Annotated in this window: 20 protein-coding genes; 9 read left to right on the top strand and 11 right to left on the bottom strand. The window is 68.1% G+C overall.

Going from position 1 to position 25,150, the window contains the following annotated elements; genetic code table 11:
- Window positions 1–12: 12 nt before the first annotated feature.
- Window positions 13–1,344, top strand: a complete 1,332-nt coding sequence (locus tag AVKW3434_RS02745) for a TolC family outer membrane protein (protein ID WP_284404156.1) — start codon at window positions 13–15, stop codon at window positions 1,342–1,344.
- 54 nt (window positions 1,345–1,398) lie between these two features.
- Here the strand turns inward: AVKW3434_RS02745 and xopAU are convergent, their stop codons facing one another.
- The 3 genes from xopAU to AVKW3434_RS02730 all read right to left on the bottom strand — a co-directional run bounded on the left by xopAU (window position 1,399) and on the right by AVKW3434_RS02730 (window position 7,412).
- Window positions 1,399–2,937, bottom strand: coding sequence for a XopAU family type III secretion system effector serine/threonine kinase (gene xopAU, locus AVKW3434_RS02740; RefSeq protein WP_284404154.1), 1,539 nt, complete (start codon window positions 2,935–2,937; stop codon window positions 1,399–1,401).
- Window positions 2,938–3,113: 176 nt separating this feature from the next.
- Window positions 3,114–6,257 carry a multidrug efflux RND transporter permease subunit gene (locus tag AVKW3434_RS02735; protein WP_284404152.1) on the bottom strand — a complete coding sequence of 1,048 codons (3,144 nt, stop codon included), beginning with the start codon at window positions 6,255–6,257 and terminating at the stop codon, window positions 3,114–3,116.
- 18 nt (window positions 6,258–6,275) lie between these two features.
- Window positions 6,276–7,412, bottom strand: a complete 1,137-nt coding sequence (locus AVKW3434_RS02730; protein ID WP_284404150.1) for an efflux RND transporter periplasmic adaptor subunit — start codon at window positions 7,410–7,412, stop codon at window positions 6,276–6,278.
- 147 nt (window positions 7,413–7,559) lie between these two features.
- Between AVKW3434_RS02730 and AVKW3434_RS02725 the strand changes: the two genes are divergently transcribed.
- The 3 genes from AVKW3434_RS02725 (at window position 7,560) to AVKW3434_RS02715 (ending at window position 10,097) form a co-directional block, all read left to right on the top strand.
- On the top strand, window positions 7,560–8,297 hold the full coding sequence (locus AVKW3434_RS02725) for a response regulator (RefSeq protein WP_284404148.1): 738 nt from the start codon (window positions 7,560–7,562) through the stop codon (window positions 8,295–8,297).
- A complete protein-coding gene (locus AVKW3434_RS02720; protein ID WP_284404146.1) occupies window positions 8,294–9,346 on the top strand; it encodes an ATP-binding protein in 1,053 nt (350 codons plus the stop codon). Before AVKW3434_RS02725 ends, AVKW3434_RS02720 begins: the two co-directional genes overlap by 4 nt.
- 178 nt (window positions 9,347–9,524) lie before the next feature.
- On the top strand, window positions 9,525–10,097 hold the full coding sequence (locus AVKW3434_RS02715; RefSeq protein WP_284404144.1) for a cytochrome b: 573 nt from the start codon (window positions 9,525–9,527) through the stop codon (window positions 10,095–10,097).
- An 18-nt stretch (window positions 10,098–10,115) separates the two neighbouring features.
- Here the strand turns inward: AVKW3434_RS02715 and AVKW3434_RS02710 are convergent, their stop codons facing one another.
- The 3 genes from AVKW3434_RS02710 to AVKW3434_RS02700 all read right to left on the bottom strand — a co-directional run bounded on the left by AVKW3434_RS02710 (window position 10,116) and on the right by AVKW3434_RS02700 (window position 14,407).
- Window positions 10,116–12,809 carry a bifunctional acetate--CoA ligase family protein/GNAT family N-acetyltransferase gene (locus AVKW3434_RS02710; protein ID WP_284401945.1) on the bottom strand — a complete coding sequence of 898 codons (2,694 nt, stop codon included), beginning with the start codon at window positions 12,807–12,809 and terminating at the stop codon, window positions 10,116–10,118.
- Between the two features lie 180 nt (window positions 12,810–12,989).
- On the bottom strand, window positions 12,990–13,475 hold the full coding sequence (locus AVKW3434_RS02705; RefSeq protein ID WP_284404142.1) for a hypothetical protein: 486 nt from the start codon (window positions 13,473–13,475) through the stop codon (window positions 12,990–12,992).
- On the bottom strand, window positions 13,472–14,407 hold the full coding sequence (locus AVKW3434_RS02700; RefSeq protein WP_284404141.1) for a hypothetical protein: 936 nt from the start codon (window positions 14,405–14,407) through the stop codon (window positions 13,472–13,474). The genes AVKW3434_RS02705 and AVKW3434_RS02700 overlap by 4 nt, the downstream gene beginning before the upstream one ends.
- A 433-nt stretch (window positions 14,408–14,840) precedes the next feature.
- Here AVKW3434_RS02700 and AVKW3434_RS02695 point away from each other — a divergent pair, with 433 nt between their 5' ends.
- Together AVKW3434_RS02695 and AVKW3434_RS02690 are read left to right on the top strand one after the other, a co-directional pair.
- Complete coding sequence (locus tag AVKW3434_RS02695; RefSeq protein ID WP_284404138.1) at window positions 14,841–15,134, top strand: hypothetical protein; 294 nt, start codon at window positions 14,841–14,843, stop codon at window positions 15,132–15,134.
- A 68-nt stretch (window positions 15,135–15,202) separates the two neighbouring features.
- Window positions 15,203–15,595 (top strand): hypothetical protein, encoded by a 393-nt coding sequence (locus AVKW3434_RS02690; RefSeq protein WP_284404136.1) that lies wholly within the window; start codon window positions 15,203–15,205, stop codon window positions 15,593–15,595.
- 1,091 nt (window positions 15,596–16,686) lie between these two features.
- On the opposite strand, the gene AVKW3434_RS02685 is transcribed toward AVKW3434_RS02690, so the two are convergent.
- From AVKW3434_RS02685 to AVKW3434_RS02670, 4 genes are all read right to left on the bottom strand, one after another.
- Window positions 16,687–16,902, bottom strand: a complete 216-nt coding sequence (locus tag AVKW3434_RS02685; RefSeq protein ID WP_284404134.1) for a hypothetical protein — start codon at window positions 16,900–16,902, stop codon at window positions 16,687–16,689.
- A gap of 352 nt (window positions 16,903–17,254) precedes the next feature.
- Window positions 17,255–18,673 carry a 3-deoxy-D-manno-octulosonic acid transferase gene (locus tag AVKW3434_RS02680; RefSeq protein ID WP_284404132.1) on the bottom strand — a complete coding sequence of 473 codons (1,419 nt, stop codon included), beginning with the start codon at window positions 18,671–18,673 and terminating at the stop codon, window positions 17,255–17,257.
- A complete protein-coding gene (locus AVKW3434_RS02675; RefSeq protein WP_284404130.1) occupies window positions 18,670–19,488 on the bottom strand; it encodes a carbon-nitrogen hydrolase family protein in 819 nt (272 codons plus the stop codon). The genes AVKW3434_RS02680 and AVKW3434_RS02675 overlap by 4 nt, the downstream gene beginning before the upstream one ends.
- 55 nt (window positions 19,489–19,543) lie before the next feature.
- A complete protein-coding gene (locus tag AVKW3434_RS02670; RefSeq protein WP_284404127.1) occupies window positions 19,544–20,932 on the bottom strand; it encodes a phosphomannomutase/phosphoglucomutase in 1,389 nt (462 codons plus the stop codon).
- Window positions 20,933–21,171: 239 nt separating this feature from the next.
- Here AVKW3434_RS02670 and AVKW3434_RS02665 point away from each other — a divergent pair, with 239 nt between their 5' ends.
- Genes AVKW3434_RS02665 through AVKW3434_RS02655 form a run of 3 tightly spaced genes read left to right on the top strand, consistent with a single transcriptional unit; the run spans window position 21,172 to window position 24,305 of the window.
- Entirely contained in the window at window positions 21,172–22,728 is a 1,557-nt protein-coding gene (locus AVKW3434_RS02665) for a DNA-3-methyladenine glycosylase 2 family protein (protein ID WP_284404125.1), read from the top strand.
- 54 nt (window positions 22,729–22,782) lie between these two features.
- Complete coding sequence (locus AVKW3434_RS02660; RefSeq protein WP_284404123.1) at window positions 22,783–23,373, top strand: methylated-DNA--[protein]-cysteine S-methyltransferase; 591 nt, start codon at window positions 22,783–22,785, stop codon at window positions 23,371–23,373.
- Window positions 23,370–24,305, top strand: coding sequence for a DMT family transporter (locus AVKW3434_RS02655; protein WP_272569282.1), 936 nt, complete (start codon window positions 23,370–23,372; stop codon window positions 24,303–24,305). Before AVKW3434_RS02660 ends, AVKW3434_RS02655 begins: the two co-directional genes overlap by 4 nt.
- Window positions 24,306–24,345: 40 nt before the next feature.
- Here the strand turns inward: AVKW3434_RS02655 and AVKW3434_RS02650 are convergent, their stop codons facing one another.
- On the bottom strand, window positions 24,346–25,143 hold the full coding sequence (locus AVKW3434_RS02650) for an IclR family transcriptional regulator (RefSeq protein ID WP_284404121.1): 798 nt from the start codon (window positions 25,141–25,143) through the stop codon (window positions 24,346–24,348).
- Window positions 25,144–25,150: the final 7 nt, after the last annotated feature.

Raw genomic sequence — 25,150 nt, 5'->3', positions numbered from 1 at the left:
TGAAAGACGTTCATGACGACCTTGCTTCGGTGCATTCCCTTGTCCCTGGCCGTGGCCGCTGCGCTCGCCAGTTTCGGCGCGCAGGCCCAGAGCCTGTCGCAACTGGTGGAGATGGCGCGCGGCTATGACGCGCCCTTCCAGGCCGCCAAGGCGCAGTATGACGCCGCCGGCAGCCGCGCCGAGCAGGCCCGGGCCGGGTTGCTGCCCAGCGCCGGCCTCTCCGCCGGGGCCAACTACGCCAAGACCGAAGTCAACCGCCCGCCGGTGGACCTGAGCGCCCCCAGCCAGAGCGTGGGCCTCACCGCCTCGCAGCCGTTGTTCCGCCCGGCCAACCGCATCACCTTCGAGCAGGGCCAGCGCGGCATCGACATCGCGCAGGCCCAGCTCGAAGGCGTGGCGCAGGACCTCATCGTGCGGGTCAGCCAGGCGTATTTCGACGTGCTGGCCGCGCGCGACACCCTCACCTTCGTGCAGGCCCAGAAAACCGCCGTGGCCGAGCAACTGGCATCGGCCAAGCGCAACTTCGAGGTGGGCACCTCCACCGTGACCGATTCGCGCGAGGCGCAGGCGCGCTTCGATCTGGTCGTCGCCCAGGAGATCGCCGCTGACAACGACCTGCGCGTGAAGCAACTGGCGCTCGACCAGGTGGTGGGGCGCCCCGGCGTGGCGCCGCAGCCGCTGGCCCTGCCCGTGCAACTGCCCGAGGTCGCCCCGGCCGACGTGGGCACCTGGGTGCGCTCGGCCGAAGAACTGCAGCCGCAGGTGCGCCAGGCCGCCATCGCGCTCGACGTGGCCCGCCTGGAGACGAAGAAGGCCGAAACCGGCCACCTGCCCACCGTGGACCTGCAGGCCGGCTACAGCGTCTCGCGCAACCCCAAGGGCACGCCGACCATTCCCAACGTCAACTCCCGCACCAACAACACCACCGTGGGCGTGCAGCTCACCTTGCCGCTGTTCGCGGGCTTTTCGGTGCAGAACCGCGTGAAGGAAACCCTGTCGCTCGAAGACAAGGCGCTGGCCGACCTGGACAACGCCCGCCGCACCGTGGCGCAGGCCACGCGCGCCGCGTTCTACGGCGTGCAGTCCGGCCAGGGCCAGGTACGCGCCCTGGAGGCGGCCGAAGCCTCCAGCCAGAGCGCGCTGGAGGCCAACCAGCTGGGCTACCAGGTGGGCGTGCGCATCAACATCGACGTGCTCAACTCCCAAAGCCAGCTCTACCAGACCAAGCGCGACCTCGCCCAGGCCCGCTACAACGTGCTGCTGGGCACGCTCAAGCTGCGCCAGGCGGCAGGCACGCTGTCGCAGGACGATCTGCTGGCCATTGATGCGCTGACGGTGCGCTGAGGCCTTCTCCGCCCGGGCGCGGCGGTCGGAAGGAGAGCCGCGGCTAAGCAGCGGCTAAGGCGGGCCGCTCAGCCGCTCGTAGATCGCGTGGATGCCGTCGCGGGGCGGCATCTCGCCAAAGAACGGGTCCTGAAGCAATTCCTGGGCGCTGGCGCGCTCGTCAGGGTCCTGCGCGATCATGCGGTTGAGAAGGCGGACGACATCGGCCTTGCTGTCCGACGGCAGCGCCTTCAACGCGTCCATGAACGGAAAGGTCTCCACCGAAGACGCCCTGCTGATGCCGACCAGGCCCATGGGGTAGTCCGGCGGTTTCAGGAAATGCACGAGCAACTGGGCCACGCTGTAGACGTCGCGCTTGTGGTGGCTGGCAGAGGCACGCATTTCGACGTATCCCCAGGTACCCATGCGCAGGGGCTCCCCCTTCTCGCCCCCCAGGCCCATGTCGATCAGCCGGAACATCTTCTGGCGTTCGTCGTAGAGCACGTTGTTGTGCGAAATGTCCTGGTGCACCACCCCCTCGTCGGCGAAACGCGAGGCGCCGATGAGCACGTCGGCCACCATCTCCCAGGCCAGGGCCAGGTACTCCAGCGGCTCGATGTCCCCCCGATTGAGCGCCTGGCGGGACCGGTCGATCACCTGGCTGACCTTGGGGCCTTCGATCTTCTCCGCCAGGATCCCGAACAGGCTGCCGATCTGGACCAGGCCGTAGACCCGCATGACCTGGGCGGTGTCTCCGAGCGCCGCCGCCACCTGGTATTCCTTGTGGATCTTGGCCTTCTCCTGCTCTATGGCATCGGCCGGGTCAGCGCCCTCCTCCAGCGTGTCGTACAGCTTGCGCGAGGTCGGGTTGGCAGGATCGGTGCACAGCATGGCCTTGAACACGAAGTCGCGTCCGCAGTCCCTGCCATCGCGCCAGAAGTTCTCGGACAGTCGCACCGCGTAGGCGGTGCCTGCGGCGCCTGTGCCCAAGCGCCGCAAGCCATGCGCGGGCCGAGATGTGTCGTCGCTGGAAGGCTCCAGCGCGACGACGGTGAACCCGTTGCTGATGTCCGCCGCGCCCGGTTTCAGCGCGGCCAGACGGTCCACCAGGTCCGGCGCGCTGCACTGCTGGCTGAGCTTGCGCACCAGGCGCGGGCTGAGCACCACGCCCGGGCTGGTCGAACGCTTTATGCTCTGCAACCTTCGCTCCTTTCCCAGGGCGCTGAGCGCGTTCCATGGATCCGAAGTCCGATGGCGGGAAACCGGCGTGGGCGGGTCCAGCAGGGAGGCAAGGATCGAGGGCGGGCTGGGAAACGCCTTATCGCCCGGGCTGGACCGGGGCGTCGACAACGGGCTGCCGCTCCCCGGCAACGAGCGGGGGCTGAACCCCCCGGCCATGCGGTCGCCGAGCGCGGGAAGCTGCGCATTGAACCGCAACCCCTCCCCGGCCCGCTCGCCCAGCTTCAGCCGTCTTCGCTCCAGCAGGAGCGACGCGTGCCCGGCCTCGGGGGCAGGAAGACTGCGGTTCGTTGGCGGCTGTGGCGTCTGGTTGTCGGATCTCCGGGTGTCCTCTACGCCCTTGGGGGCGCTTCCCGTTGAGGGTGGGGTGATCATGCTGGGCGCGTGCTGGAAGTTGGATGCGGCAGAGGGCACCACTAAATCCCAGCCGGCGAACTGTCAGGTGCGCTGGTGCGAAGCCATGCGCAGATGGCCGAATCTATCCCTCCATGTGCCATTGCGCCTCAGGCGCCCAAGGGCCGGCCGAAGCGCCAGGCGTGTTTGGCGGGCGGTCAGGCCCGCCCTTCGGTATCGGCCTGCGGCGGAGCGGGCAACGCGGGCCGCCGGCGCTGCCAGCGTTCCTGCAAGCCCACGACCAGCACGAAGAAGACCGGCACGAACAGCACGGCCAGCACCGTGGCGGTGACGATGCCGCCGAACACCCCGGTGCCGATGGCGTGCTGGGTTTCCTGGCTGGCGCCGGTCGCCAGCATCAGCGGAACGACGCCCAGCGCGAACGCCAGCGAGGTCATCAGGATGGGCCGCAGCCGCAGCCGCGCCGCCGTCACGGCCGCATCGACCAGCCCGTGGCCCTGCTCGCGCAACTGCTTGGCGAACTCGACGATCAGGATGGCATTCTTCGCCGACAGCCCGATCACCGTGATCAGCCCTACCTTGAAGAACACGTCGTTGGGCAGCCCGCGCAGCAGCACGGCCGCTACAGCACCGATCAGGCCCAGCGGCACCACCAGCATCACGGCTGCAGGAATCGACCAGCTTTCGTACAGCGCGGCCAGCACCAGGAACACCACCAGCATCGACAGCGCCATCAGCAGCGGCGCTTGCGCAGCCGACTGGCGCTCCTGCAGGGATTGCCCGGTCCAGGCGATGGCGAATCCGGGCGGCAGCTGCCGGGCCAGGCGCTCCATTTCCGCCATCGCGGCGCCGCTGGAGACGCCCGGCGCGGCGCTGCCCGACAGGCGCGCGGCAGGGTAGCCCTGGTAGCGGGCCAGTTGCAGCGGCGTTTCGGTCCACACCGGCGTTACCACCTCGTCCAGCCGTGCCATGCCACCGCCGGCGCTGGGCACGGGCAGTTTCAACACGTCGCCGATCTGCATGCGCGCCTTGGCATCGGCCTGCACGATGACCTGCTGCATGCGTCCCCGGTTGGGAAAGTCGTTCACATACAGCGAGCCCAAGGCCGCCGAGAGGGTGTCGCTGATCGCGGAAAACGGCACGCCCAGCGCCGCGGCCTTCTGGCGGTCGATGTCCAGGCGCACGCTCGCACCCGGGGGCAAGCCGTCGGCATACACGCTGGCCAGCAGCGGGCTTTCGGAGGCCAGCGCGATGAGCCGCGCCTCGGCCGCCTTGAGGGCTGCGTGCCCCTGGTGGGAGCGGTCCAGCAGCCGCACCGTGAAGCCGGACGACGTGCCCAGCTCGTCGATGGCCGGCGGCATCAGGCTCATCACCGTGCCCTCCCTGGTGTGGGCCATGGCCTGCTGGGCGCGCGAGACCTCGTCCTGCGCGGTGGCTCCGTCCCGCTGGGGCCAGTCCTTGAGCATGGTGAACGCCAGTGCCGAATTGGGCCCCGAGCCGGAGAAGCCGAAGCCGATCACCGTCTGGTTGGTGGCAATGCCGGGCCGCGCGGCGACATGCGCCTCGTAGTCCTTGACCACGTCCAGCGTGCGCTCCATGGTGGCGTCGGCCGGCAGCTGGAAGGAGGTCATGAAGTACCCCTGGTCCTCCTCTGGCAGGAAGGCCGAAGGCAGCCGCACGAACGCCCAGCCCAGCAGGGCCACGATGGCCAGGAAGCCCACCATCACGCGGGCCGGCCGGCGCAGCAGACCGCCGACCTGCCTGCCGTAGGCATCGGTCAGGCGGGCGAAACGCCGGTTGAAGCCGCCGAAGAAGCCGCGCTTTTCGTGGTGACCGGCCTGCACAGGCTTGAGCAGCGTGGCGCACAGGGCAGGCGTCAGGCTCAGCGCAAGGAATGCGGAGATGAGGATGGAAGTTGCCATCGACAGCGCGAACTGCTGGTAGATGGCGCCCACGGACCCGCTGGCGAACGCCATGGGAATGAACACGGCCGTCAGCACCAGGGTGATGCCCACCACGGCGCCCGTGATCTCGCGCATGGCCTTGGCGGTGGCCTCCCGGGGGCCGAGGCCCTCAGCCGCCATCAGCCGCTCCACGTTCTCCACCACCACGATCGCGTCGTCCACGATGATGCCGATGGCCAGCACCATGCCGAACATCGTCAGCACGTTGATGGAAAAGCCTGCCACCTGCATGACCGCGAAGGTGCCCAGCAAGGCGATGGGTGCCACGATGGCCGGAATGAGCGTGTAGCGGACGTCCTGCAGGAACACGAACATCACGATGAACACCAGCGCCATCGCCTCCAGCAGCGTGTGCAGCACTTTCTCGATCGAGATCTTCACGAAGGGCGCCGTGTCGAAGGGCGTCGTGTAGCGCATGCCGGCCGGCAGCGCACGGCCCAGCTCCGCCAGGCGTTGGTGCACGGCTTCGGCAGTGCGCACGGCGTTGGCGCCCGGCGAAAGCTGCACCGCGGCCCCGGCCGACGCCCTGCCATCGTCGCGGGTGGCGAAGCCGTACGACTGCGCCCCCAGCTCGACACGCGCCACATCGCCCAGGACCACCCTGGAGCCGTCGCGGTTCGAACGCAGCACCACGGCGGCGAACTGCTCGGGCGTGGACAACTGCCCCTGCACCGTCAGCGGAATGGTCACGCGCTGGCCGGGAAGGCTGGGTGAATCGCCCACGCGGCCGGGTGCGATCTGTGCGTTCTGCTGGGACAGCGCGGTGGACAGGTCGTTCATCGACAGCCCATATGAAATGAGCTTGTCCGGATCCACCCAGATGCGCATGGCCTGCTCCGCCCCGAAAAGCTGGACCCGGCCCACGCCTTCGATGCGGCGTAGCTCCTCCACGCCGTTGCGCGCGAGATAGTCGCTCAGCGCCAGCTCGCCATGGCGGCCGTCCTCGGACACGAGGCTCACGATCAGCAGAAAGCTGGACGTGGCCGATTCGACGGTCACGCCGTTCTGGCGCACCGTCTGGGGCAGGCGCGACTCGATCGCCTTGAGCCGGTTCTGCACATCGACCTGCGCCAGCTCCGGGTTCGTGCCCGGCTTGAAGGTGGCCGAGATCTGCGCCGAGCCCGAGGTGTCCACCGACGACTCGAAATACAGCAGGTTCTTGACGCTGGAAAGCTCACGCTCGATCAGGCTGACGACCGAGTCGTTCATGGCCTGCGGTGTCGCACCAGGGTACGTGGCATACACGGTGACCGCGGGCGGCGCCACCGAGGGGTAGCGGGCGATCGGCAGTTGCGGCAGCGCGATCAGGCCCAGCAGGACGATGAACGCGGCCACCACCCAGGCGAACACCGGTCGCCGAATGAAAAATTGGGGCATCTGTGACTCCCTGCCCGCTCAATGCGCGCCGGCACGCAAGGCCGATGCCGATGCCGACGGCTGCCAAGGCTTCGGTGCGACCTGCGCACCGGCGGTGAGTCGCTCGATGCCCTCGACCACCACGCGCTGGCCAGGCTCCAGCCCGCTTCGGACGCGGTAGTCCGGACCGATGGCCTCTCCTAGCTGCACCTCGGCAGGCTGGGCGACATCGCCTTCTTGCACTCGCCATACCTGCGCCCTGCCCTCCACGCGCTGCACGGCCTGCTGGGGCACCAGCAAGGCATCGGCGTACTGGCTTTTCACGACTTCGGCGCGCACGAACATGCCCGGCAGCAACTGGCGCTCGGGGTTTTCCACCTGGATGCGCAGCAGCACGTCGCCCGTGCCCGGGTCCACCTGGAGGGCGGAAAACAGGATCCGGCCGTGCAGGGCATGGGGCTGCCCGTCGGCCCGCAGGATGCGGACGGGCAGGCGCGCGCCACCGGCCCGCAGTGCCTCCAGTGCCGACGCCGGCTGGCGCACATCCACATAGACCCTGTCGATCTGCTGGATGCGGGCCATGGGCGTGGCATCGCCCGTCCCCACCAGCGCGCCTTCGGTGACGAGCGCCTGGTCTATGCGGCCTGCAATGGGCGCATCGATCCGGGCGAACCGCAGGTCCAGGCGACGGCGCGCCAGCACTGCCTCGGCCTGGGCGACCTCTGCGGCGGCCTGGTCGCGCTGCGAGGCGGCGTCGTCGTAATCCTGGCGGCTGACCGCGCCCTCGCGCATCAGCGGCTCCAGCCGGGCCGTTTGGGCTTGCGCACGACGCCATGCGGCCTGGGTGCGCTGCAAGGCGGCCGCGGCCATGTCGGCATCGGCCTGGAACGGGGCCGGATTGATCTGAAAGAGCGGCTGTCCGGCCGCGATGTCCGCGCCCTGCTCGAAGAGCCGGCGCTGGACGATGCCACCCACCTGCGCACGGATCTCCGCCGAGCGGACAGCCGCCACGCGGCCGGCAAGCGCGTCGCGCACGGTGACCGCCTCGGGCTTCAAGGCCAGCACCGTGACCTGCACGGGCTCTGCCGCCGCCCTCTTCTCGGCCGGCTTGCACGCCACCAACCCGGCGGCCAGCGCACAACCCAGTCCCAGGGCGCCCCATCCTCGCATCGTCATCTTTCGGTCCTTCACTTGCATTCATGGCAGACGCGGCAGCGCCAGCAGGGACGCGATTCTGGACAAGCCGCGTCCGTTTTTTCTGGACGAAACATGGAACCAAAATGGAGAGAAAAAACAGCGGGCGAAGCCGGCACAATCCGGGCCATGACCGACACCCACCCGTCACCCACCGATCCCACGAGCGCAGGCGCACTCGTCCTGGTGGCGGAAGACGAAACGGAAATCGCCGAGATCCTGTGCGCTTACCTGCGCCGCAGCGGCTTGCGCGTCGTGCATGCCATGAACGGCCGCAGCGCGCTGGATCTGCACCTGTCGCTCAAGCCGGATCTGGTGCTGCTGGACGTGCAGATGCCGCGGGTGAGCGGCTGGCAGATCCTGTCGGAGCTGCGACACCGGGGCGACACGCCCGTGATCATGCTCACCGCCCTGGACCAGGACATCGACAAGCTCATGGGCCTGCGCCTGGGAGCGGACGATTACGTCGTCAAGCCGTTCAACCCGGCGGAGGTGGTGGCGCGTGTGCAGGCCGTGCTGCGCCGCACGGCCCACCAGGACGGACGCCGGGCCCAGAAGATCCTGCGGGTGGGCACGTTCCAGATCGATCCGGAGACCCTGGAGGCCAGCGTGCTGGTGGACGGCCAGCGGCAGTCCCTGGACCTGACGCTGACCGAATTCAATCTGCTGGCGCACATGGCGCGTGCACCCAAGCGGGTGTTCAGCCGCGCGGAACTGCTCGCGGCCTGCCTGCCGGAAAGCGATGCGCTGGAGCGCACGGTGGACAGCCACATCAGCAAACTGCGAAAGAAGCTGGAGCTGATCTCGCTGGAAGGCGTGCCGGCAAGCGTGCGGGGCGTCGGCTATCGGCTGGGGATCGCGGCATGACCGCGGCATACGGCCTGCGCCGCCAGCTGGTCGTCTCCCTGGCAGTGATGGCGATCGGCATCGCCCTGCTGTTCCTGCTGGGCTCCTATGCGCTCTTCGCCCTGTTGATGGCGTTCTCGCCTTCCAGCATTTCGGATGACCTCACGCCCTCGCCCATCGAAGCGATGTGGATGCTCTGCACCGTGCTCGTCGCCCTGGTGCTGGCGGTGGTCACAGCGGTCAAGCTCTCGCGCCGAATCGTGGTGCCGCTGAACTCGGTGGCCGAGAGCCTGCGCCGGATTGCCGAAGGCGACCTGTCGGCCCGGGCGACCACCGACGACGACTCGCTGGGCGAAACGGCGCAACTGGTGCGGGATTTCAACAGCATGGCGGAAAGGCTGCAGCACATGGCGCAGCAGCGGGCCTTCTGGAATGCCGCCATCGCCCATGAACTGCGTACCCCGGTGACGATCCTTCGCGGCCGCCTGCAAGGCATGACGGAGGGGGTGTTCGAGCCCACGCCGACGCAGTTCCAGGGCCTGCTGAAAAACGTCGAGGGCCTGGGCCGGCTGATCGAAGACCTGCGCCTGCTCGGCCTCAAGGACAGCGGCCACCTGGAACTGCACCTGGAGCTGGCCGATCTGGCGGCCGAGGTCGGCGCGGTGGCACAGGCCTTCGAGCCGCAGTTGCGCGCGGCCGGCTTCGCGCTGACCCTGGATCTGAACCCCCAGGAGGTGCTGTGCGACCCGGTGCGAATCCGCCAGGCGCTGTTGGCCTTGCTGGAGAATGCGCTGCGCCATGCCACGCCCGGGGCCATGCGCATCCGCCACTGGGTGGAGGGCGAGATGTGCCATCTGTGCGTGGAAGACAGCGGCCCCGGCCTGAATGCCGACGACGCAGCCCGCCTGTTCGATGCCTTCCAGCGCGGAGAGGCATCGCGCGGCCCATCTTCCGGCAGCGGCCTCGGACTGGCCGTGGTGCAGGCCATCGCCCAGGCCCATGAGGGGCAGGCAAGCTGGGCGCCCTCTCGCCTGGGCGGATCGGCCTTTGCATTGCAGTGGCCCGTTTGACACCCGGACCGGCCTGCACGCCCCGCCCCGGAAATACCAGGCGCCCCGATGCATTTCCCATTCACGCCGCCGATCATCCCGACGAATTCGACTTGTTCGCCCCTGCGGCGCTTCGGTGGGCATCGCCACCGGCGCCATCGCTTCAATGCCCTCGCGGCCCCACACAGGAAACCTGCCCATGCCATGGAAAAACACGCCCACCCGATTTGGCGCGATCGCCAAGTTCTTTCACTGGACAAGCGCCGCGGCCTTCATCGCCGCCTACGCAGTGGTCTATTACGTGATTTGGTTCATGGATGACACCCTGCCCGAATCCTGGCCTGTGCTGAACGTTCACTGGGCCCTGGGCTTGCTGGTCGGCACGCTGGTGTTGCCGCGCCTGCTGTGGCGGCTGTCGACCGTGCAGCCCGATCACCCGCCCGGCTCGCCGCTGGAACACCGGTTGGCCCAATGGGCGCACTGGGGCCTTTACGGGTTGCTGATCGCCATGCCGCTCACCGGCTACATCGGCACCGACGCACCCACCGACTTCGGCCTTTTCAGCGTGCCCAGTTTTCGCGAGACGGCCATGTTCGAGTGGCTGAGCCGTGCCTTGGGCGTGGGCTGGGACGCATTCGAGCCACCGGTTGACGCGGTGCACCATTTCCTGGGCCAATGGGTCGCCTGGATCGTGGTGGTGCTGCATGTCGCCGCGGCGCTGTTTCACCACCACGTCCGGCGCGACGACGTGCTCAAGCGCATGCTGCCTTGAGAGAGGCGCGCGCCCGCCTCAAAGCTGGTGCGTCACCAGCTTGAAATCCGGATCGTCCGGGTACGCCTTCACCTCGAAGCCCAGGCGCCGCATCAGCTTGAGCATGCTGGGGTTGTTGGCCAGCACCAGCCCGTCGACCTCCGACAGGCCGCGGTCGCGGGCCACGTCCATGATGCTGAGCATCAGGCGCGATCCCAGGCCGCGGCCGTTGAAGTCGTCGGCCACCACCAGCGCGAACTCGCAGCTGGACTGGTCGGGGTTGGTCACGTAGCGCGACACGCCCACGATGCGCTCGGTGCCGATGATCTCGCCGTCCTCGCCTGCACTGCGTTCGCGGTACACCGCCACCAGCGCCATCTCGCGGTCGTAGTCGATGAGCGTGAAGCGCGCCAGCATCGAGGCCGGCAGCTCGGCGATCTGCGAGATGAAGCGAAAGTACCGGCTCTCGGGCGACAGCTCCTTGACCAGCTTCTGCAGCATCTGCGCGTCGTCGGGGCGCACGGGGCGCACCAGGTATTCGCCACCGCCGCGCAGGGGCCACACCTGCTCGTAGCGCGCCGGGTAGGGCAGGATGGACAGGTGGCTGTAATGCTCGCTGCGCCCGCCCATGGACTGCGCGGCGTGGCCGACCACGATGCGGGCGTCCACGGCGACGGCGCCCTGCTCGTCCACGATCAACGGGTTGATGTCCATCTCGCGCAATTGCGGCAGCGCGCACACCATTTCGGACACGCGCAGCAGCACCTGCTCCAGCGCCTCGCGGTTGGCCGCGCTGGCGCCGCGCCACTCGCCCAGCGTTTCGGCCACGCGCGAGCGTTCGATGAGCCGGCGCGCCAGGAACTGGTTGAGCGGCGGCAGCTCCATGGCGCGGTCGTCGATCAGCTCGATCATCGTGCCGCCCGCGCCGAAGGTGATCACCGGGCCGAACGGGTCGTCCGTCACCAGGCCGATGCAGATCTCGCGCCCGCGCCGGGCGCGCGCCATCTTCTGCACCGTCACGCCCTGGATGCGCGCGCCCGGCTGCAGGCGGGCCACGCGCTGCACCATGTCGGTATAGGCATCGCGCGCCGCCGCCCCGGTGTGGATGTCGAGCGCCACGCCGCCCACGTCGGATTTGTGGCTCACGTCGGGCGAATCGATCTTGAGCGCCACCGGAAAGCCCAGCTGCGTGGCGATCATCATCGCCTCGTGCGCGCTGCGCGCCAGCAGCGTCTTGGTGACGGGCACGTTGAACGCGGCCAGCAGCGTCTTGGACTCCATCTCGGTCAGCACATGCCGGCGCTCGGCCAGCACGCTCTCGATCATCAGCCGCGCGCCCTCGATGTCGGGCTTGGCCAGCGAGGTGAGCGGCGGCGGCGTCTGCTGCAGCAACTGCTGGTTCTGGTAGAACGAAGCAATATTGCCGAAGGCCCCCACGGCCGCCTCGGGCGTGCGGAAGCTGGGAATGGCGGCCGCGCGCAGCACCTCGCGCGCCGGGCCCACCGAGGCATCGCCCATCCAGCACGCCAGCAGCGGCTTGCCCATCAGGCGCTTGGTCTCGGCCAGCGCGGTGGCGACCGCGGCAGCATCGGTGCCCGGCTTGGGCGAATAGATGGCGAGCACGCCGTCGATCTGGCGGTCCTTCTCGGCCGCCTCGACCGCGCGCCGAAAATGCTCAGGCCCCGCCTCTTCCGACACGTCGATCAGATCGGCCAGGGACGCCAGCGGCGGCAGCTGCGGGGCCAGCGCCTCGGCCGAGGCCGGCGACAGGCGTCCCAGCTGCAGCAGGATCTCGTTCACCCAGTCGGCCGCCAGCACGCCCGGCCCGCCGCCATTGGTGACGATGGCCAGCCGCCGGCCCACCGGTCGGTAGCGCGAGGCCAGGCACTTGGCGGCGGAGAACAGCTCCACGAACGACCGCACCCGCACCGCGCCCGCGCGGCGCAGGGCCGCGTCGAACACGTCGTCGCTGCCCACGATGGCGCCGCTGTGCGTGTGCGCCGCCTCGTTGCCCGCCGGCTTGCGCCCGGCCTTGAGCACCACCACCGGCTTGGCGTTGGCCGCCGAGCGCAGCGCACTCATGAAGCGGCGCGCGCTGGAGATGCCTTCCATGTACACCACGATGCTCTGCGTGCGCGCGTCGTTGGCCAGAAAGTCCAGCACCTGGGCGATGTCCACATCGGTGTTCGGCCCCAGCGACACCACCGTGGAAAAGCCCACGGCGTTCTTGGTGCCCCAGTCCAGGATGGACGCGGTGAGCGCCCCCGACTGGCACACCAGCGCCAGCGACCCCTCCCGCGCCAGCGGTCCGGCCGCGCTGGCGTTGAGCTGCAGGTGCGGGCGCTGCAGGCCCAGCGAGTTGGGGCCCAGCAGGTGCATGCCCTCGCGCCGGGCGATGTGCTTGAGCCGCGCTGCCTGGTCCGCGTCCATGCCGTGCGACATCACCAGCGCGGCGCGGCAGCCGATGCGCCCCGCCACCTCCAGCGCGGCCACCACATCCTCGGGCGGCAACGCGATCAGGGCCAGGTCCGCGCGTGTCTGCGCCAGATCGGCCAGCGTGCCGCTGGTGTGGATGTCCAGGAACTGCAGCGTGCCGGTGAAGCGCTGCGCCCGCAGCGCGGTGTGCAGCGCGCGGGCGCACGGCGTGAGCGACTCGGGCGCATCGGCCCGGCCGGCCAGCACCACGATGGAGCTGGGGGCGAAGAGCGGGGTGAGGTAGTGTTTTTCGATCATGGCAGGCAGGCAGCGGGCAAGCAGACAGGCAGGCAATCCATCGCATCGGTCGGCCAGGACGGATGAATGGGCGCCAGTGGCTGGCATTTTGCGGCATCGCGGGCACCGTGGGCACCCCGGCGCCGGGCGATATGCGCCGCCAGGCACGCGCTGTGGCTTCTGGCAGCCGTCAGATAGCCGTTACAGGTCCTCGGTGCGGTCCAGCCAGTCCGAGATGATCGCGTGCACCAGCCACAGCGTCTGGAAGAGCATGGCCCCGGCGAACGCGGCGATCGCCACGCAGGCCAGAAAGCAGGCAAAAACGTCCAACAGGCCCAGCGTGACCTGCGCCGCGGCCCCGATGAGCGCCGAGACGATGGACGCAAAAATCAGGTTGCTCACATTGCGCACCTGCGCATAGCGCCGGATGCGCGGGTCGATCTTTTTGAGCTGAGCGAACAGCTCGCGGTAGCCCGGCGTGTCGAACACCGTCTCCTTGAACTTGACCACGATGAAGATCTTGAGCGACAGCAGGAAGCTGCCCGTGGTGAGCAGGCCCGTGAACAGGCTGGCCCGGATCTTCTCGCCATAGAACTGCATGGCCCCATCGGCGTCGGGCACCCCATAGACCACACCGGCCACCACGGCGGCCGAGAACAGCAACGCCTGGAGCACATACCGCCTCATCGCATCGGCATCTCGAAAATGTGGCGGTGCTCGCGGCACTGCCGCAGCAGCTCCTCGACCACCCAGGCGGTGGAAAAGCGCGTCACGTCCAGCTGGTCGAGCCGGGAGGACAGCTGGTCGTAGTCGTATTCGCCGAAATTTTCCGGGTTGTCCAAGATGGAAATCACTTTCTCGACGCCATGGGCATCCACCCCTTCGATGCGGCCGCGCTGGGGGCGCTCCGCCCTCACGCACGCCTGGATGGCCGCCGCCAGCATTCTGCCGGGCGTGCCCGCCACGAAGGTGATCTTGCTGGAGCGGTTCTTGATGTAGGCCGTATGGGCCTTGAACTGCGCCTGCGGCACCTCGGGCGTGGCGACCACGTATTCGAAACTCTTCACCTTCTCCAGTTCTTCGATCATGGACTGCAGCGCCTCTTGCCGCACCAGCACTTCCCAGGAGAAGCGGGCATTGTGCTCGCGCCGGATTTTGACGCGCCGCGCCTCGGTCAACTCACGGCCACCAGCCGCCGCGATTTTCTCGGCGATCGCCTGCTCCTTGTACTGGTTGAAATGGGTGCCGGCCAGGTGGCAGAAGGTGCTCACGCTGCAGGAGTGGTGGTAGTACTGGTACATGCCCGCCCCCGTGCGCTTGTGCAGCACGAAGAAGTTGAAGTCCATCAGGCTGGCATCGCGCCGCACCTGCGCCACGCGCACCAGGATGTTGGTGGGCGCCCGGACCAGTTCGCAATAGGTCTTGTGGTCCTTGACGGTGATGACCACACCCACGTGGTAGTCGGGGTCCGCCGAATCGTTCAGGAAGAACAGGCGCTGCCCATCCGCGGGCGCGCTGGGGTCGTAGCCCCGGGCGGAAAGGGCCTGCGCGAAGGTCTCCAGCGACAGGGGGCCCTGCGGTTTAAGGACAAACCGGAATCCCATGAATTTGACTCGCATTGCTTTGCCTCCTGAAAGGGTTGCATGGCCAGCGTGCGTACCCCTTGGCAGGTGTGAGGCGGCGGGCGATGGATGCGGAGCCAAGGGGCGGGATAGTTGGCTTCGCGGTGGAGTGGAAAACGTGTTTCGGCCCGTGCATGGCCTGGGTTGGCCGAGGTACGGTGGGGTGTCTCACTACGAGTTGGCTTCATGCGCCGCCCAGGTCGTCAGCACTCCAGGAAGGATGGGTGAGAACTTGAAAGACTGTACTTAAAAACAGTATTTCGGACAACCTGAAAATCCCCGAGCACCAGTGGAGGAATGAATCAGCGCGCAGCAAGTCGTCCGGGCAACGCTGGAAGCAGCGGGTCACGGCAGGCAGCCATCCGGCCACAAGCCGCCGTTCGTGTGCCACAGTTGGGCTTCCTTTGAATCTTGAATCTGGATGTGGCAAATGGGTGTCGTCCGTTGCAAACCAATCACCGCCCCGTTCTGGGTAAGGATAGCCATTGCGCTCGCCTTGGCGTGCGCCTCGACCTTCGTGGCGCTTTGGGTGACATCGGGTGGTTTGGATCCCCAGAACAAAGGCACGCTGTTGGCCGCCATCCTGGTCGTTCCTTTGGCTTTCGCTGCAAAGCTGGATTGGCCTTCAGGCGCTTCCATCGCGTTGGCGGGCGTGACCTACTTCCTGTTCTGGATGGGTGCGGTCTGGTGGGTGACGCATCCAAAGACAATGGACAGTGCGTGAACTGCGGGTGCCAAGACTTGGCGAACGCTGATTGTGGTCAGTCCTCACAGCAGAAACTTGAAACGAAAATGGAACGAGCCAAGAACGGTCGCAGAGTGGCAATAAGTCTTGTGTGCTGGCTCTTTTCCAGCGTTGGCGTGTTGATGTCGCTAACGATGATCGTGAGCTCTTCGATGGTTGCCGTGATCGCCGATCCCGCTTCGGCAGTCAGGGGAACGGGGTTCTACCTTGGAATTGCAGCTGCCTTCGCTTGGTTGGCACTGATCGTGATGAACCTCGCCTGGCTGAGGGAAGAGCGAACATCCCTGCTCTGGCCGATGGGTGGTGGATTGGCTGGAATGGTATGTACAGCGGCCTTCTTGCCTTTCATTTTTCTTTTCCTGCCCTGCCTTTTGCTGGGCCTGTATCTGTGCAACGTTCATTTGTCCGGTAGCGCCAGCGATGAGACAAGCGCTAATTAGTCGCTGGTTCACCGTAACTCACGATTTTGCTAAATTTTTTCCCCTGTCAGAAATCGACATTGAAAGAATTACTGTATGGGATGGGCCTGGATAATTTTAGGCATATTGCTGTTAGGGCTTGGTGCGACTTCCCTGCGCCACTTGATCGTTCGAAGGCCCGCGAGCAGAGAAGTGGCGAAGATTTTTCAGGCCATTTGAAAGCCCGCCGCCTTAGTCGCTGATTTGCCATAACTATGTTTTCGTTGAGGGCACGCATTTGCCTGCAATTCTCGACTTAGCAAGTAAATTATTTATTGCATCAAATGGGCATTCTTTTCAGACACGGCGACACTCTTCGAGGCAAGGCGATCGCGCTGTTTTATCTTTTAATCATGTGCGTAACAATCAATGGAATGGGGCACGGAAATGTCATTCCGTAACCCCAGCTAAAGCCATGGGCAATTGCTGCCGCTTTCCTGATGGCCACATTAACAGCGCTAATTGTGCTTAGAGATAAAAATCCTGTGAGTCGGTTTGTTCGGAGTGGGATTTTAAAGCGCTTGGCAATTCTTTTGCTGTTCATCATGCCGCTTTTCGCCTTCTTGGGATACTTTTTGGTTTGTCTTGGTATTCCGGTACTGTACGCGCAAATGACGCAACCCACAGGTTATGCGGATGCATATGTGATGGAGCGCTGGAAGAGCTCAGGACGAGGATGCCATTTTAAAGCGAGCATTTTTGGGAGATCCATGCCATCAAAGATAAGCACTTGCATCCCAAAGCGAGATTGGGAAAAATTGAATCCGGGCGACCCTATAATCATTTCTTACTCACAAAGCATTCTGGGCTTTGTAGTGAATAATATTCAATTGAAATAAATTGGTGTCCTGGCCTTTTTTAAGGCCCGCTGAATTTGCCTTAGATGCCCCGGCCATCACGTCAGGGGTTGCCGAATAAGCACCTCCGGTTAAATTCGGCTGAATATATGCCGCGAACCTCTTCGTCAAGATTTTCGAAAATACTTGGTGCTAGACGCGTTTCCATGCTTGCTTATGACCGGATCCTGTCCTATGAGACAGTGTGCTCATGGCCTTCGGAATATGTTTCGCTACTCAGAAAGAACGCCCAACTCCTCTTGAGCGACCCTTGTAGGTAAGAATAAAAATTGAAATGCCGAAGAAGAGCTGAATGACATACCACATGATTCTGTTCTTCTTTTGGCCATTGACCAGTGCCAAGGTGTCTCGGTGCGTGCCATCAATCTGGACGGCCAATATGCGTCCATCCGTTAAATAAGCTGTCACTTCTTTTCCTGCATCGGCCTCCATGCCTGTGTATCCGCACCGATATCTCGGGCAATCCAAAATAATAATGCCCGCGCTACGAAGCTTCAAACTCTTTGCAGTCAATTCCAATTTTCCAGTAGCGCGAACCGCACCTTGACTGGACAGGACATGTAGCTTGTAAAGCTCATAAATTTCCGTCCCCCCCCAATATGAAGGAGGTCATGATGAGGGCTATCGCAACTCCCATCCACCATTCGCGTACTGACCTGACGGTCGCAATCACTGCTTTCCTCGTGAACTGATTGAAAGTTGACCCTGGTGACCTGCCATCAAGACGGTATGGCAATTACCGCTGCGGAGCCGCTCGTTAACCGTTGCGTGGGTTGGTTTTTCATTAGGGATCCACGGCGCCCGACGGACTTGATGGCCTGAAGTCCCCCGATCCCCCCACCTGCACCCGCAACATCTGCGCCACAGCCAGCGCCGTCGCCAACGCCGCCCCCCGGTGCGCGCTGGTAAACGACACCGCGCTGCCCTGCGCCTCCTCCAGCCTCGGCCCATCTCCCACCAGCGCCTGCGCCACGGCGACCCCCTCGGCCATGTCCCCCACCCGCAGCGCGGCCCCCGCTTCGCACGCCAGCCGCGCCGCCTCGGCAAAATTGAACGTGTGCGGCCCCGTCACCACCGGGCAGCCGCAGGCCGCCGCTTCGATCAGGTTCTGCCCGCCCAGCGGCGCGTAGCTGCCGCCCAGCAGGGCCGCGTGCGAGAGGCCGTAGTACAGCGCCATCTCGCCCAGTGAGTCGCCCAGCCACACGTCGGCGGTGCCGGGTGCGGCGCCCCAGGTGCTGCGGGGCGACACGGTCAGGCCGGCGGCCTCGATCAGCTCCCGCACCTGGGCGAAGCGCTGGGGGTGGCGTGGCACCACCAGCCACTGCACGGGCAGGACTGCTGCCGATGCCCCTGCGCCGGACGCTCCTGAATTGATAGCAGCATGCCCTAGTGTTATTTGTGCTGGAGGCTGTTTTGACTGCAAGGCCTCCAGCCACATCGCTTCTTCGCCCTCGCGGCTGCTGGCCAGCAAGACCACGCGGCGGCCGGTGGCGTCGCGCCATTGGCGGCCTTGCGCCAGTTGGGCGGCGTCGGGCACCACGTCGAACTTGAGGTTGCCGAACACGCCCTGCACGCGGGCGCCGGCCGCGCGCAGACGCTCGGCGTCGGCCTCGGTCTGGGCCCAGGCGGCGGCCAGGCCCGCGTAGGCGGGGCGGGACAGCCATGACAGGCGGCGTGCGCCGACGAGCGATTTTGCGTTGAGGCGGGAGTTGGCCAGCACCACGGGAATGCCGCGCTGGCGGCAGCCGGCCAGCAGGTTGGGCCAGATCTCGGTTTCCATGAGGATGCCGATCTCGGGGCGGAACTGCTGCAGAAAGCGCCGCACCGCACCGGGCGTGTCCCACGGCTGCCAGACCTGCACGTCGCCGGGCTGCAGCAGCTTTTCGCCTTCGGCGCGGCCGGTGGCGGTGCCATGGGTGAGCAGCAGCCGCATGCCGGGCAGCAACTGGCGCAGCTCGGCCAGCAGGATGGCGGCGGCCCGGGTCTCGCCCAGCGAGACGGCATGCACCCAGACGAAGGGGTTGCCCAGGCCGGTGGTGCTGATGGGGGCCAGGCTGTCCATCGCCTGCGGGTAATGGCCGAAGCGTTCTTCGACGGCCACGCCGTAGCCGGGCTCGGTGGCGGCGCGGCGGCGCAGCTTGGCGCGCAGCAGCGGCTGGGCCAGCCAGGTGATGGCCGAGTACAGGGCGCGGGCGGGGGTCACTGCCCTGCCACGCCCGCGGCGCCGGGCCGGTCGGGTTCTGTGGGGCGCACGCGGCCCCGCCACCCGTCGCCGTTGCCATCGCGCACTGCGATGACCAGGCAGGTGCCGGTGCCCGGGGCGGCCACCACGCAAGCGCCGCCCGGCGCCCAGAAGGCGCTGCGGCCCGCGCAGGCGTAGCCGCCGGTGGGCCCGCCGTGGTTGGCCAGCAGCACGGCCATGCCCCACTCGGCGGCGTAGCCCTGCAGCTGCGCGGTCTCGCGCGCATGGGCGCCTTCGGAGATCACCGAGCCGCAGGCATACAGCGTCGCGCCGCCCCCGCGTGCGGCGCGGGCGTGTTCGGGGTGCGTGGTGTCGGCGCACACGGCCAGCGCGGTGGGTTGGCCGGCCAGCGGGCGCACGTGGAAATCCTCGGTGCCCGGGCTGGCGAAGGTGTTTTCGCCGGGGTGAAGGTGGCGCTTGCGGTACAGGGCGGCGCGGCCATCGGGCTCGAACACCCAGGCGCCGATGGCCGGCAGGCCGCCCGGCACGGCGGGGGCCACGGGCGCGCCGACCACCACGGCCATGCCATGGGTGCGGGCGGCTTCGCGCAGCGGCGCCAGCACGTCGTCGTCCGCGCCAAGCACGTGGCGGGCCGCCAGGTCGGGCTCATAGCCCGTGAGCGACAGCTCGGGAAAGACGAGCAGTTGCACGCCTTCCTGGGCGGCGGCCTGCACCATCGCCAGGTGCGCCTGCACGTTGGCCGGCACATCGCCGGGGAGGGAGATCGACTGCGCCGCTGCCACGGTGTACAGCGGTGGGAACACGGGGGGATTCAAGGGGCGGATGGTCCGTGAAGCGGGCGGTGGATGGCAGGCGGCTGGTGGCGAACGATCAGTGGGCCGCGGCACCCACGTGCGCGTCGGGCTTGACCCGGTGCAGCAGCGCGAGCATGGCCGCTTCGATGCGCGCCAGCGCCTCGGGCGTGTGGCCTTCGAAGCGCAGCACCAGCACGGGCGTGGTGTTGCTGGCGCGGATGAGGCCGAAGCCGTCCGGCCAGTCCACGCGCAGGCCGTCGATGGTGTTGATCGTGGCCGGGGCGGCGAAGGTTTCGGCGGCCAGGGCTTGCAGCTCGGCGGTCAGGCGGTGTGGCTCGCCTTCGGCGCACGATACGTTCAGCTCGGGCGTGGAATGGCTGGTGGGCAGGCCGTTGAGCACGGCGCCGGGGTCGCTTTCGCGGCTCAGGATTTCGAGCAGGCGGCAGCCGGCGTAGGTGCCGTCGTCGAAGCCGAACCAGCGTTCCTTGAAGAAGATGTGCCCGCTCATCTCGCCGCCCAGGGGCGAGTCGAGTTCCTTCATGCGCGCCTTGATGAGCGAGTGGCCGGTCTTGTACATGACCGGCTTGCCGCCCGCCTCGGTGATGGCGGGTGCCAAGCGCTGGGTGCACTTCACGTCGAACAGGATGTGGCCGCCGGGCACGCGCGAGAGCACGTCGCGGGCGAACAGCATCATCTGGCGGTCGGGAAAGATGTTCTGGCCGTCCTTGGTGACGATGCCCAGGCGGTCGCCGTCGCCGTCGAAGGCCAGGCCCAGTTCGGCGTCGCTCGACTGCAGCGTGGCGATCAGGTCGCGCAGGTTCTCGGGCTTGCTGGGGTCGGGATGGTGGTTGGGAAAGTTGCCGTCCACCTCGGAAAACAGCTCGATCACCTCGCAGCCCAGCGCGCGGAAGATGCCGGGGGCCGAGGCGCCAGCAATGCCGTTGCCGCTGTCCACCACGATCTTCATGGGGCGGGCGAGCTTGACGTCGGAGGTGATGCGCTGCACGTAGGCGGGCAGCACGTCGGCCTGGCGCACGCTGCCGCCTTGGGCCAGCGTCCAGCTTTCTTCTTCCATGGTGCGGCGCAGGGCCTGGATCTCTTCGCCGTAGATGGCGCGGCCGGCCAGCACCATCTTGAAGCCGTTGTAGTCCTTGGGGTTGTGGCTGCCGGTGACCTGGATGCCGCTGTGGCACAGGGTGTGGGCGGCAAAGTAGAGCATGGGGGTGGTGGCGGGGCCGATGTCGATGACCTCGATGCCGGCGTCCACCAGCCCGGCGATCAGCGCGGCGGCCAGCGAGGGGCCGGACAGGCGGCCGTCGCGCCCCACGGCCACCACCGTCTGCCCCTCGGCCCGCGCGGCGGTGCCAAAGGCGCGCCCCAGGCCCCGGGCCACTTCGTCGTTCAGGGTGCTCGGCACGATGCCGCGGATGTCGTAGGCCTTGAAGATGGCGGGCGTGGGCTGCACAGGGGGTTCCTTCGCGGTTCGGGAGAAATCGCGGGGCGCGGCGGGCGCATGGTGCGCTGCGGCGCCCCTTCTCGTTGGACGGGGTCGCGGCATTGTAGGCGCGGGGTCGGGCGCCGCCGGGGCTGCGGCGCGTAGGCCGGCGCCGCATCTTCGGCCGCGCCGGACGCGTCCCCGGCGCGTCAGGCACATGTCCGGAAACGGCCAGCGCTGCCACGTCGCCGGCCTATGATGGCCCTCCAATGACTGCCTCCCGCCCTCCCCTGGCCACCGATGCCGACGATGCCCGCTACCGGGCGATGGCGGCGCGGGATGCGCGCTTCGACGGCCGGTTCTTCACCGGCGTGACCTCCACCGGCATCTACTGCCGGCCGGTGTGCGCGGTGCGCACGCCGCGGCGCGAGAACTGCCGCTTCTTCGCACTGGCCGCCCAGGCCGAGAGCGCGGGTTTTCGGCCCTGCCTGCGCTGCCGGCCCGAGCTGGCGCCGCGCGCGCTGGCCTGGTCGGTACAGGATGCGCCCGACATCCTGGTGCGCGAGGCGCTGCGCTTGCTGGAGGGCGAAGGCGCGTGGGAGGCCGCCGCCACCGGCCCGTCTCCCCTGCAGCGCCTGGCGGCCCGGCTGGGCGTGAGCGACCGGCACCTGCGCCGCATCTTCGAGACGGCTTTGGGCGTGTCGCCCCTGCAATACCTGCAGACGCGCCGCCTGCTGGCCGCCAAGCAGTTGCTGACCGACACCGACCTGCCCGTCACGCAGGTGGCGCTGGCCAGCGGCTTCGGCAGCGTGCGGCGCTTCAATGCGGCGTTTGCCGGGCACTACGGGCTCAATCCCACGCAGTTGCGCAAGACCGGCGCGGGCACGGCGGCGGGTGGCGCCAGCAGCACGGTGCGCCTGGCCTACCGGCCGCCGCTGGACGTGCCGGCCCTGCTGGCGTTTTTCGCCAAGCGGCAGATCCATGCGGTGGAGTCTGTGTCCACCGAGGGCGAGCAGGCCCTGCGCCGCACGGTGCGGCTGGTGGCGGGCGGGCAGGTGCATTCCGGCTGGCTGAGCGCCCGGTTCGACCCCGACCGCCCCCAGGTGCTGCTGCAGACCAGCGACAACCTGCACCCGGTGCTGCCGATGGTGATCGCGCGGGCGCGCGCTCTGCTCGACCTGGACGCCGACCCGCAGGCCATCAACGCCGTGCTGCACGGTGCCTTTCCCGAGGGCGACGGGCTGCGCGTGCCCGGCGCATTCGACGGGTTCGAGCTGGCGGTGCGCGCCGTGCTGGGCCAGCAGATCACCGTGGCTGCGGCCCGCACGCTGGCGCAGCGGCTGATGGAGCGCTTCGGCGAGCCCATCGACACGCCCTGGCCGGCGCTGACGCGGCTGTTCCCTTCGCCGGCGGTGCTGGCCGGCGCGGCGGGCGATGCGCTGGGCCAACTGGGCATCGTGCGCCAGCGGCAGGCCGCCATCGTGGCGCTGGCGCAGGCGGTGGACAGCGGGCGCCTGGCGCTGCACGGCGCGGCCGACGTGGCGGCGACCACGGCGGCGCTGTGCGGGCTGCCGGGCATCGGCGACTGGACGGCGCAGTACATCGCCATGCGGGCGCTGCGCTGGCCCGATGCGTTTCCGGCGGGCGACGTGGCGCTGCACAAGGCGCTGGGCGTGCAGGGCGCGCCGCGCGCCGCCCAGGCGGCCACGGCCGCGTCGCAAGCGTGGCGGCCGTGGCGCAGCTATGCGGTGATCCGGGCGTGGACGCTGGGGAGCACGCCTGCGGCATCTGGGGCGCCCACCCCGCAATCACTATCAAAAACATAGCAATATGCCGGCGCATTCATTGTGCTGGAGACACTTTTTACCTTGGATTCGATCATGCAGTTCCATCCCCTCACCGTGCAAAGCCGCACGCCCACCCCGCTGGGCGACGTGCGCCTGTCCGCCTCGCCGCTGGGCCTGTCGGGCCTGTGGTTCGACGGGCAGCGCCACCAGCCAGAAGCGTTGCTCGACGGCCCCGGCGCCTGGCCCGTGGACGACGCCCACCCGCTGCTGCGGCGCGCCAAGGCCCAGTTCCACGAATACCTGGACGGCCGGCGCACCCGCTTCGACCTGCCGCTGGACCTGTCGGGCGGCACGCCGTTCCAGCAGGCCGTGTGGCAGGCGCTGCTGGGCATTCCCTGCGGCGCCACCACCAGCTACGGTGCCCTGAGCCGCCTGCTGGAGCGGCCGCTGGCCGTGCGCGCCGTGGGCGCGGCGGTGGGCCGCAACCCGGTGAGCGTGATCGTGCCGTGCCACCGCGTGGTGGGCTCGGCGGGCAGCCTGACGGGCTATGCCGGTGGATTGCCGCGCAAGGCCTGGCTGCTGCAGCGCGAAGGCGCAGTGTCTGCCGCCAGTGGAGGGCATGGCCCCGGCACGCTGCCGCTCTTTGCCGGCGAAGCACCTGCCGCCGCAGGGGCCACGGCATGAGCGCGCGGGCGGCCGGCGCGCCGGGTGCCGTGGGCGCAGCGCCCAAGGCGTGGCTGGGCGAGTTCATCGTGCTGTCGGCGCTGTGGGGCGCCTCGTTCCTGTTCATGCGGCTGGGTGCGGCGGAGTTCGGCGCGCTGCCCGCCGCCGGCCTGCGCGTGGGCCTGGCCACGCTCTTCCTGTGGCCGATCCTGCTGCGCCAGGGCCAGTGGCCGGCGCTGCGCCGGCACTGGCGGCCGATCATGCTGGCCGGGCTGATCAACTCCGCCATTCCGTTCGCGCTGTTCGCCTGGGCGGTGATGCACCTGGCGACCGGGCTCACGTCCATCCTGAACGCGACGGTGCCGCTCTTCGGTGCGCTGGTGGCCTGGGTCTGGCTGGGCGACCGCATCACGCGGCTGCGCTGGCTGGGGCTGGCGCTGGGGTTCATCGGCGTGGCGCTGCTGGCCTGGCGGGCGCCGGCGGGCGTGGGCCTGAAGACGGGGCACGCCGGCTGGGCGCTCGGGGCCTGCCTGCTGGCCTCGTCGTGCTATGCGGTGGCCGCGAGCTTCGCGCGCCGCTACCTCACGGGCATTCCGCCCCTGGCCACGGCCACGGGCAGCCAGCTGGGCGCCGCCCTGGGCCTGGCGCTGCCGGCGATCTGGTTCTGGCCCGCGCAGACGCCCGGCCTGCGCGCCTGGGCCGCGGTGGTGGCGCTGGCCGTGCTGTGCACCGGCATCGCCTACATCCTGTACTTTCGCCTGATCGCCCATGCCGGGCCCAGCCGGGCGCTGGCGGTGACCTTCCTGGCGCCGGTGTTCGCGGTGTTCTACGGCGCGGTGTTCCTGCACGAGGCCGTCACGCCGTGGATGGTGGGCTGCGGGCTGGTGATCGTGTGCGGCACGATGCTGTCCACCGGGCTGATCGGGCCGCGGCGCCGCACCGGCGCGGGCTGACGAACCACAAAAAAGGCCGCCAGGGCGCCAGGGCCCCGGCTCATGCCTCCTGCGCGGCCTGCGCCTGCAGCGCCCGGACGATGTCGGCGCGCAGGGCCAGCAGGGGCGCGTGCAGCTCGCCCACCACCGCCTCCAGTGGGTCGCCGGTCGAGACGCTGCAGTTGAGCACATAGATGGCATCGGCGGTGGCCAGCGGCGTGGCCAGCGCCACGACCTCGGGCTGCCACGCCGCGGCGCAGAAGTTCCGTGCATGGACGCTGGCCCGGGCGTCGTCGATCTCCCGCTCGATCGCTTTCCACTGGCCCCGCCGGCGCGCCTTGAACACCTCCAGCAGCGCCTTGCGCTGGGGGGCCGGCGCCACGGCCAGGTAGGCGCGGCCCAGCGACGTGAGCTCCATGGGCACGCGCTGGCCGGACACGACATGCCGCAGCACGATCCGCCGGTTGTACCGGATGGATTCGAGGTACACCATCTCGTCGCGGTCTGGCGCGGCCAGGCCGACGTTGATGCGCCGCGATTCGGCCAGGGCCCGCATCAGTGGCGCGGCGGCCGAGAGCACCCGCGAGCCGGTGCGCATCGAATGCGCCAGGCTCAGCACCGCGGGCGCCAGCCGGTAGGCGCGCCGCGCCGGGTCCCACTGCAGCATGCCCGCGCCCACCAGTGTCTGCGTCAGCCGGCTCACCGTGGCCTTGGACAGGCCGGTGCGCTCCACCAGATCCCCGTTGCCGAGCAGTTCCGAGCCCGGGCGGAAGGCGCGAAGGATCTCGATGCCCCGCTCCAGCGAGCGGTTGGAGGGCGACTGCCCGGGCAGGTCCGGGAGGATGGCGGAACGGGTCATGAGAGGG

The sequence above is a fragment of the Acidovorax sp. SUPP3434 genome, assembly GCF_030159015.1.
Classification (GTDB): Bacteria; Pseudomonadota; Gammaproteobacteria; order Burkholderiales; family Burkholderiaceae_C; genus Paracidovorax.
The sequence above is the reverse complement of the archived record's forward strand: the minus strand, read 5'-3'. Positions and strand labels throughout refer to the sequence as shown.

Bases quoted from the DNA above. Each gene is read 5' to 3' on its own strand.
- AVKW3434_RS02700 (WP_284404141.1), bottom strand. From the start codon at position 14,407: ATGCGAGTCAAATTCATGGGATTCCGGTTTGTCCTTAAACCGCAGGGC.
- AVKW3434_RS02695 (WP_284404138.1), top strand. From the start codon at position 14,841: ATGGGTGTCGTCCGTTGCAAACCAATCACCGCCCCGTTCTGGGTAAGG.
- AVKW3434_RS02730 (WP_284404150.1), bottom strand. From the start codon at position 7,412: ATGACGATGCGAGGATGGGGCGCCCTGGGACTGGGTTGTGCGCTGGCC.
- AVKW3434_RS02715 (WP_284404144.1), top strand. From the start codon at position 9,525: ATGCCATGGAAAAACACGCCCACCCGATTTGGCGCGATCGCCAAGTTC.
- AVKW3434_RS02690 (WP_284404136.1), top strand. From the start codon at position 15,203: ATGGAACGAGCCAAGAACGGTCGCAGAGTGGCAATAAGTCTTGTGTGC.
- AVKW3434_RS02660 (WP_284404123.1), top strand. From the start codon at position 22,783: ATGCAGTTCCATCCCCTCACCGTGCAAAGCCGCACGCCCACCCCGCTG.
- AVKW3434_RS02650 (WP_284404121.1), bottom strand. From the start codon at position 25,143: ATGACCCGTTCCGCCATCCTCCCGGACCTGCCCGGGCAGTCGCCCTCC.
- AVKW3434_RS02710 (WP_284401945.1), bottom strand. From the start codon at position 12,809: ATGATCGAAAAACACTACCTCACCCCGCTCTTCGCCCCCAGCTCCATC.
- AVKW3434_RS02665 (WP_284404125.1), top strand. From the start codon at position 21,172: ATGACTGCCTCCCGCCCTCCCCTGGCCACCGATGCCGACGATGCCCGC.
- AVKW3434_RS02705 (WP_284404142.1), bottom strand. From the start codon at position 13,475: ATGAGGCGGTATGTGCTCCAGGCGTTGCTGTTCTCGGCCGCCGTGGTG.
- AVKW3434_RS02655 (WP_272569282.1), top strand. From the start codon at position 23,370: ATGAGCGCGCGGGCGGCCGGCGCGCCGGGTGCCGTGGGCGCAGCGCCC.
- AVKW3434_RS02685 (WP_284404134.1), bottom strand. From the start codon at position 16,902: ATGGAGGCCGATGCAGGAAAAGAAGTGACAGCTTATTTAACGGATGGA.
- AVKW3434_RS02720 (WP_284404146.1), top strand. From the start codon at position 8,294: ATGACCGCGGCATACGGCCTGCGCCGCCAGCTGGTCGTCTCCCTGGCA.
- AVKW3434_RS02725 (WP_284404148.1), top strand. From the start codon at position 7,560: ATGACCGACACCCACCCGTCACCCACCGATCCCACGAGCGCAGGCGCA.
- AVKW3434_RS02735 (WP_284404152.1), bottom strand. From the start codon at position 6,257: ATGCCCCAATTTTTCATTCGGCGACCGGTGTTCGCCTGGGTGGTGGCC.
- AVKW3434_RS02745 (WP_284404156.1), top strand. From the start codon at position 13: ATGACGACCTTGCTTCGGTGCATTCCCTTGTCCCTGGCCGTGGCCGCT.
- xopAU (WP_284404154.1), bottom strand. From the start codon at position 2,937: ATGATCACCCCACCCTCAACGGGAAGCGCCCCCAAGGGCGTAGAGGAC.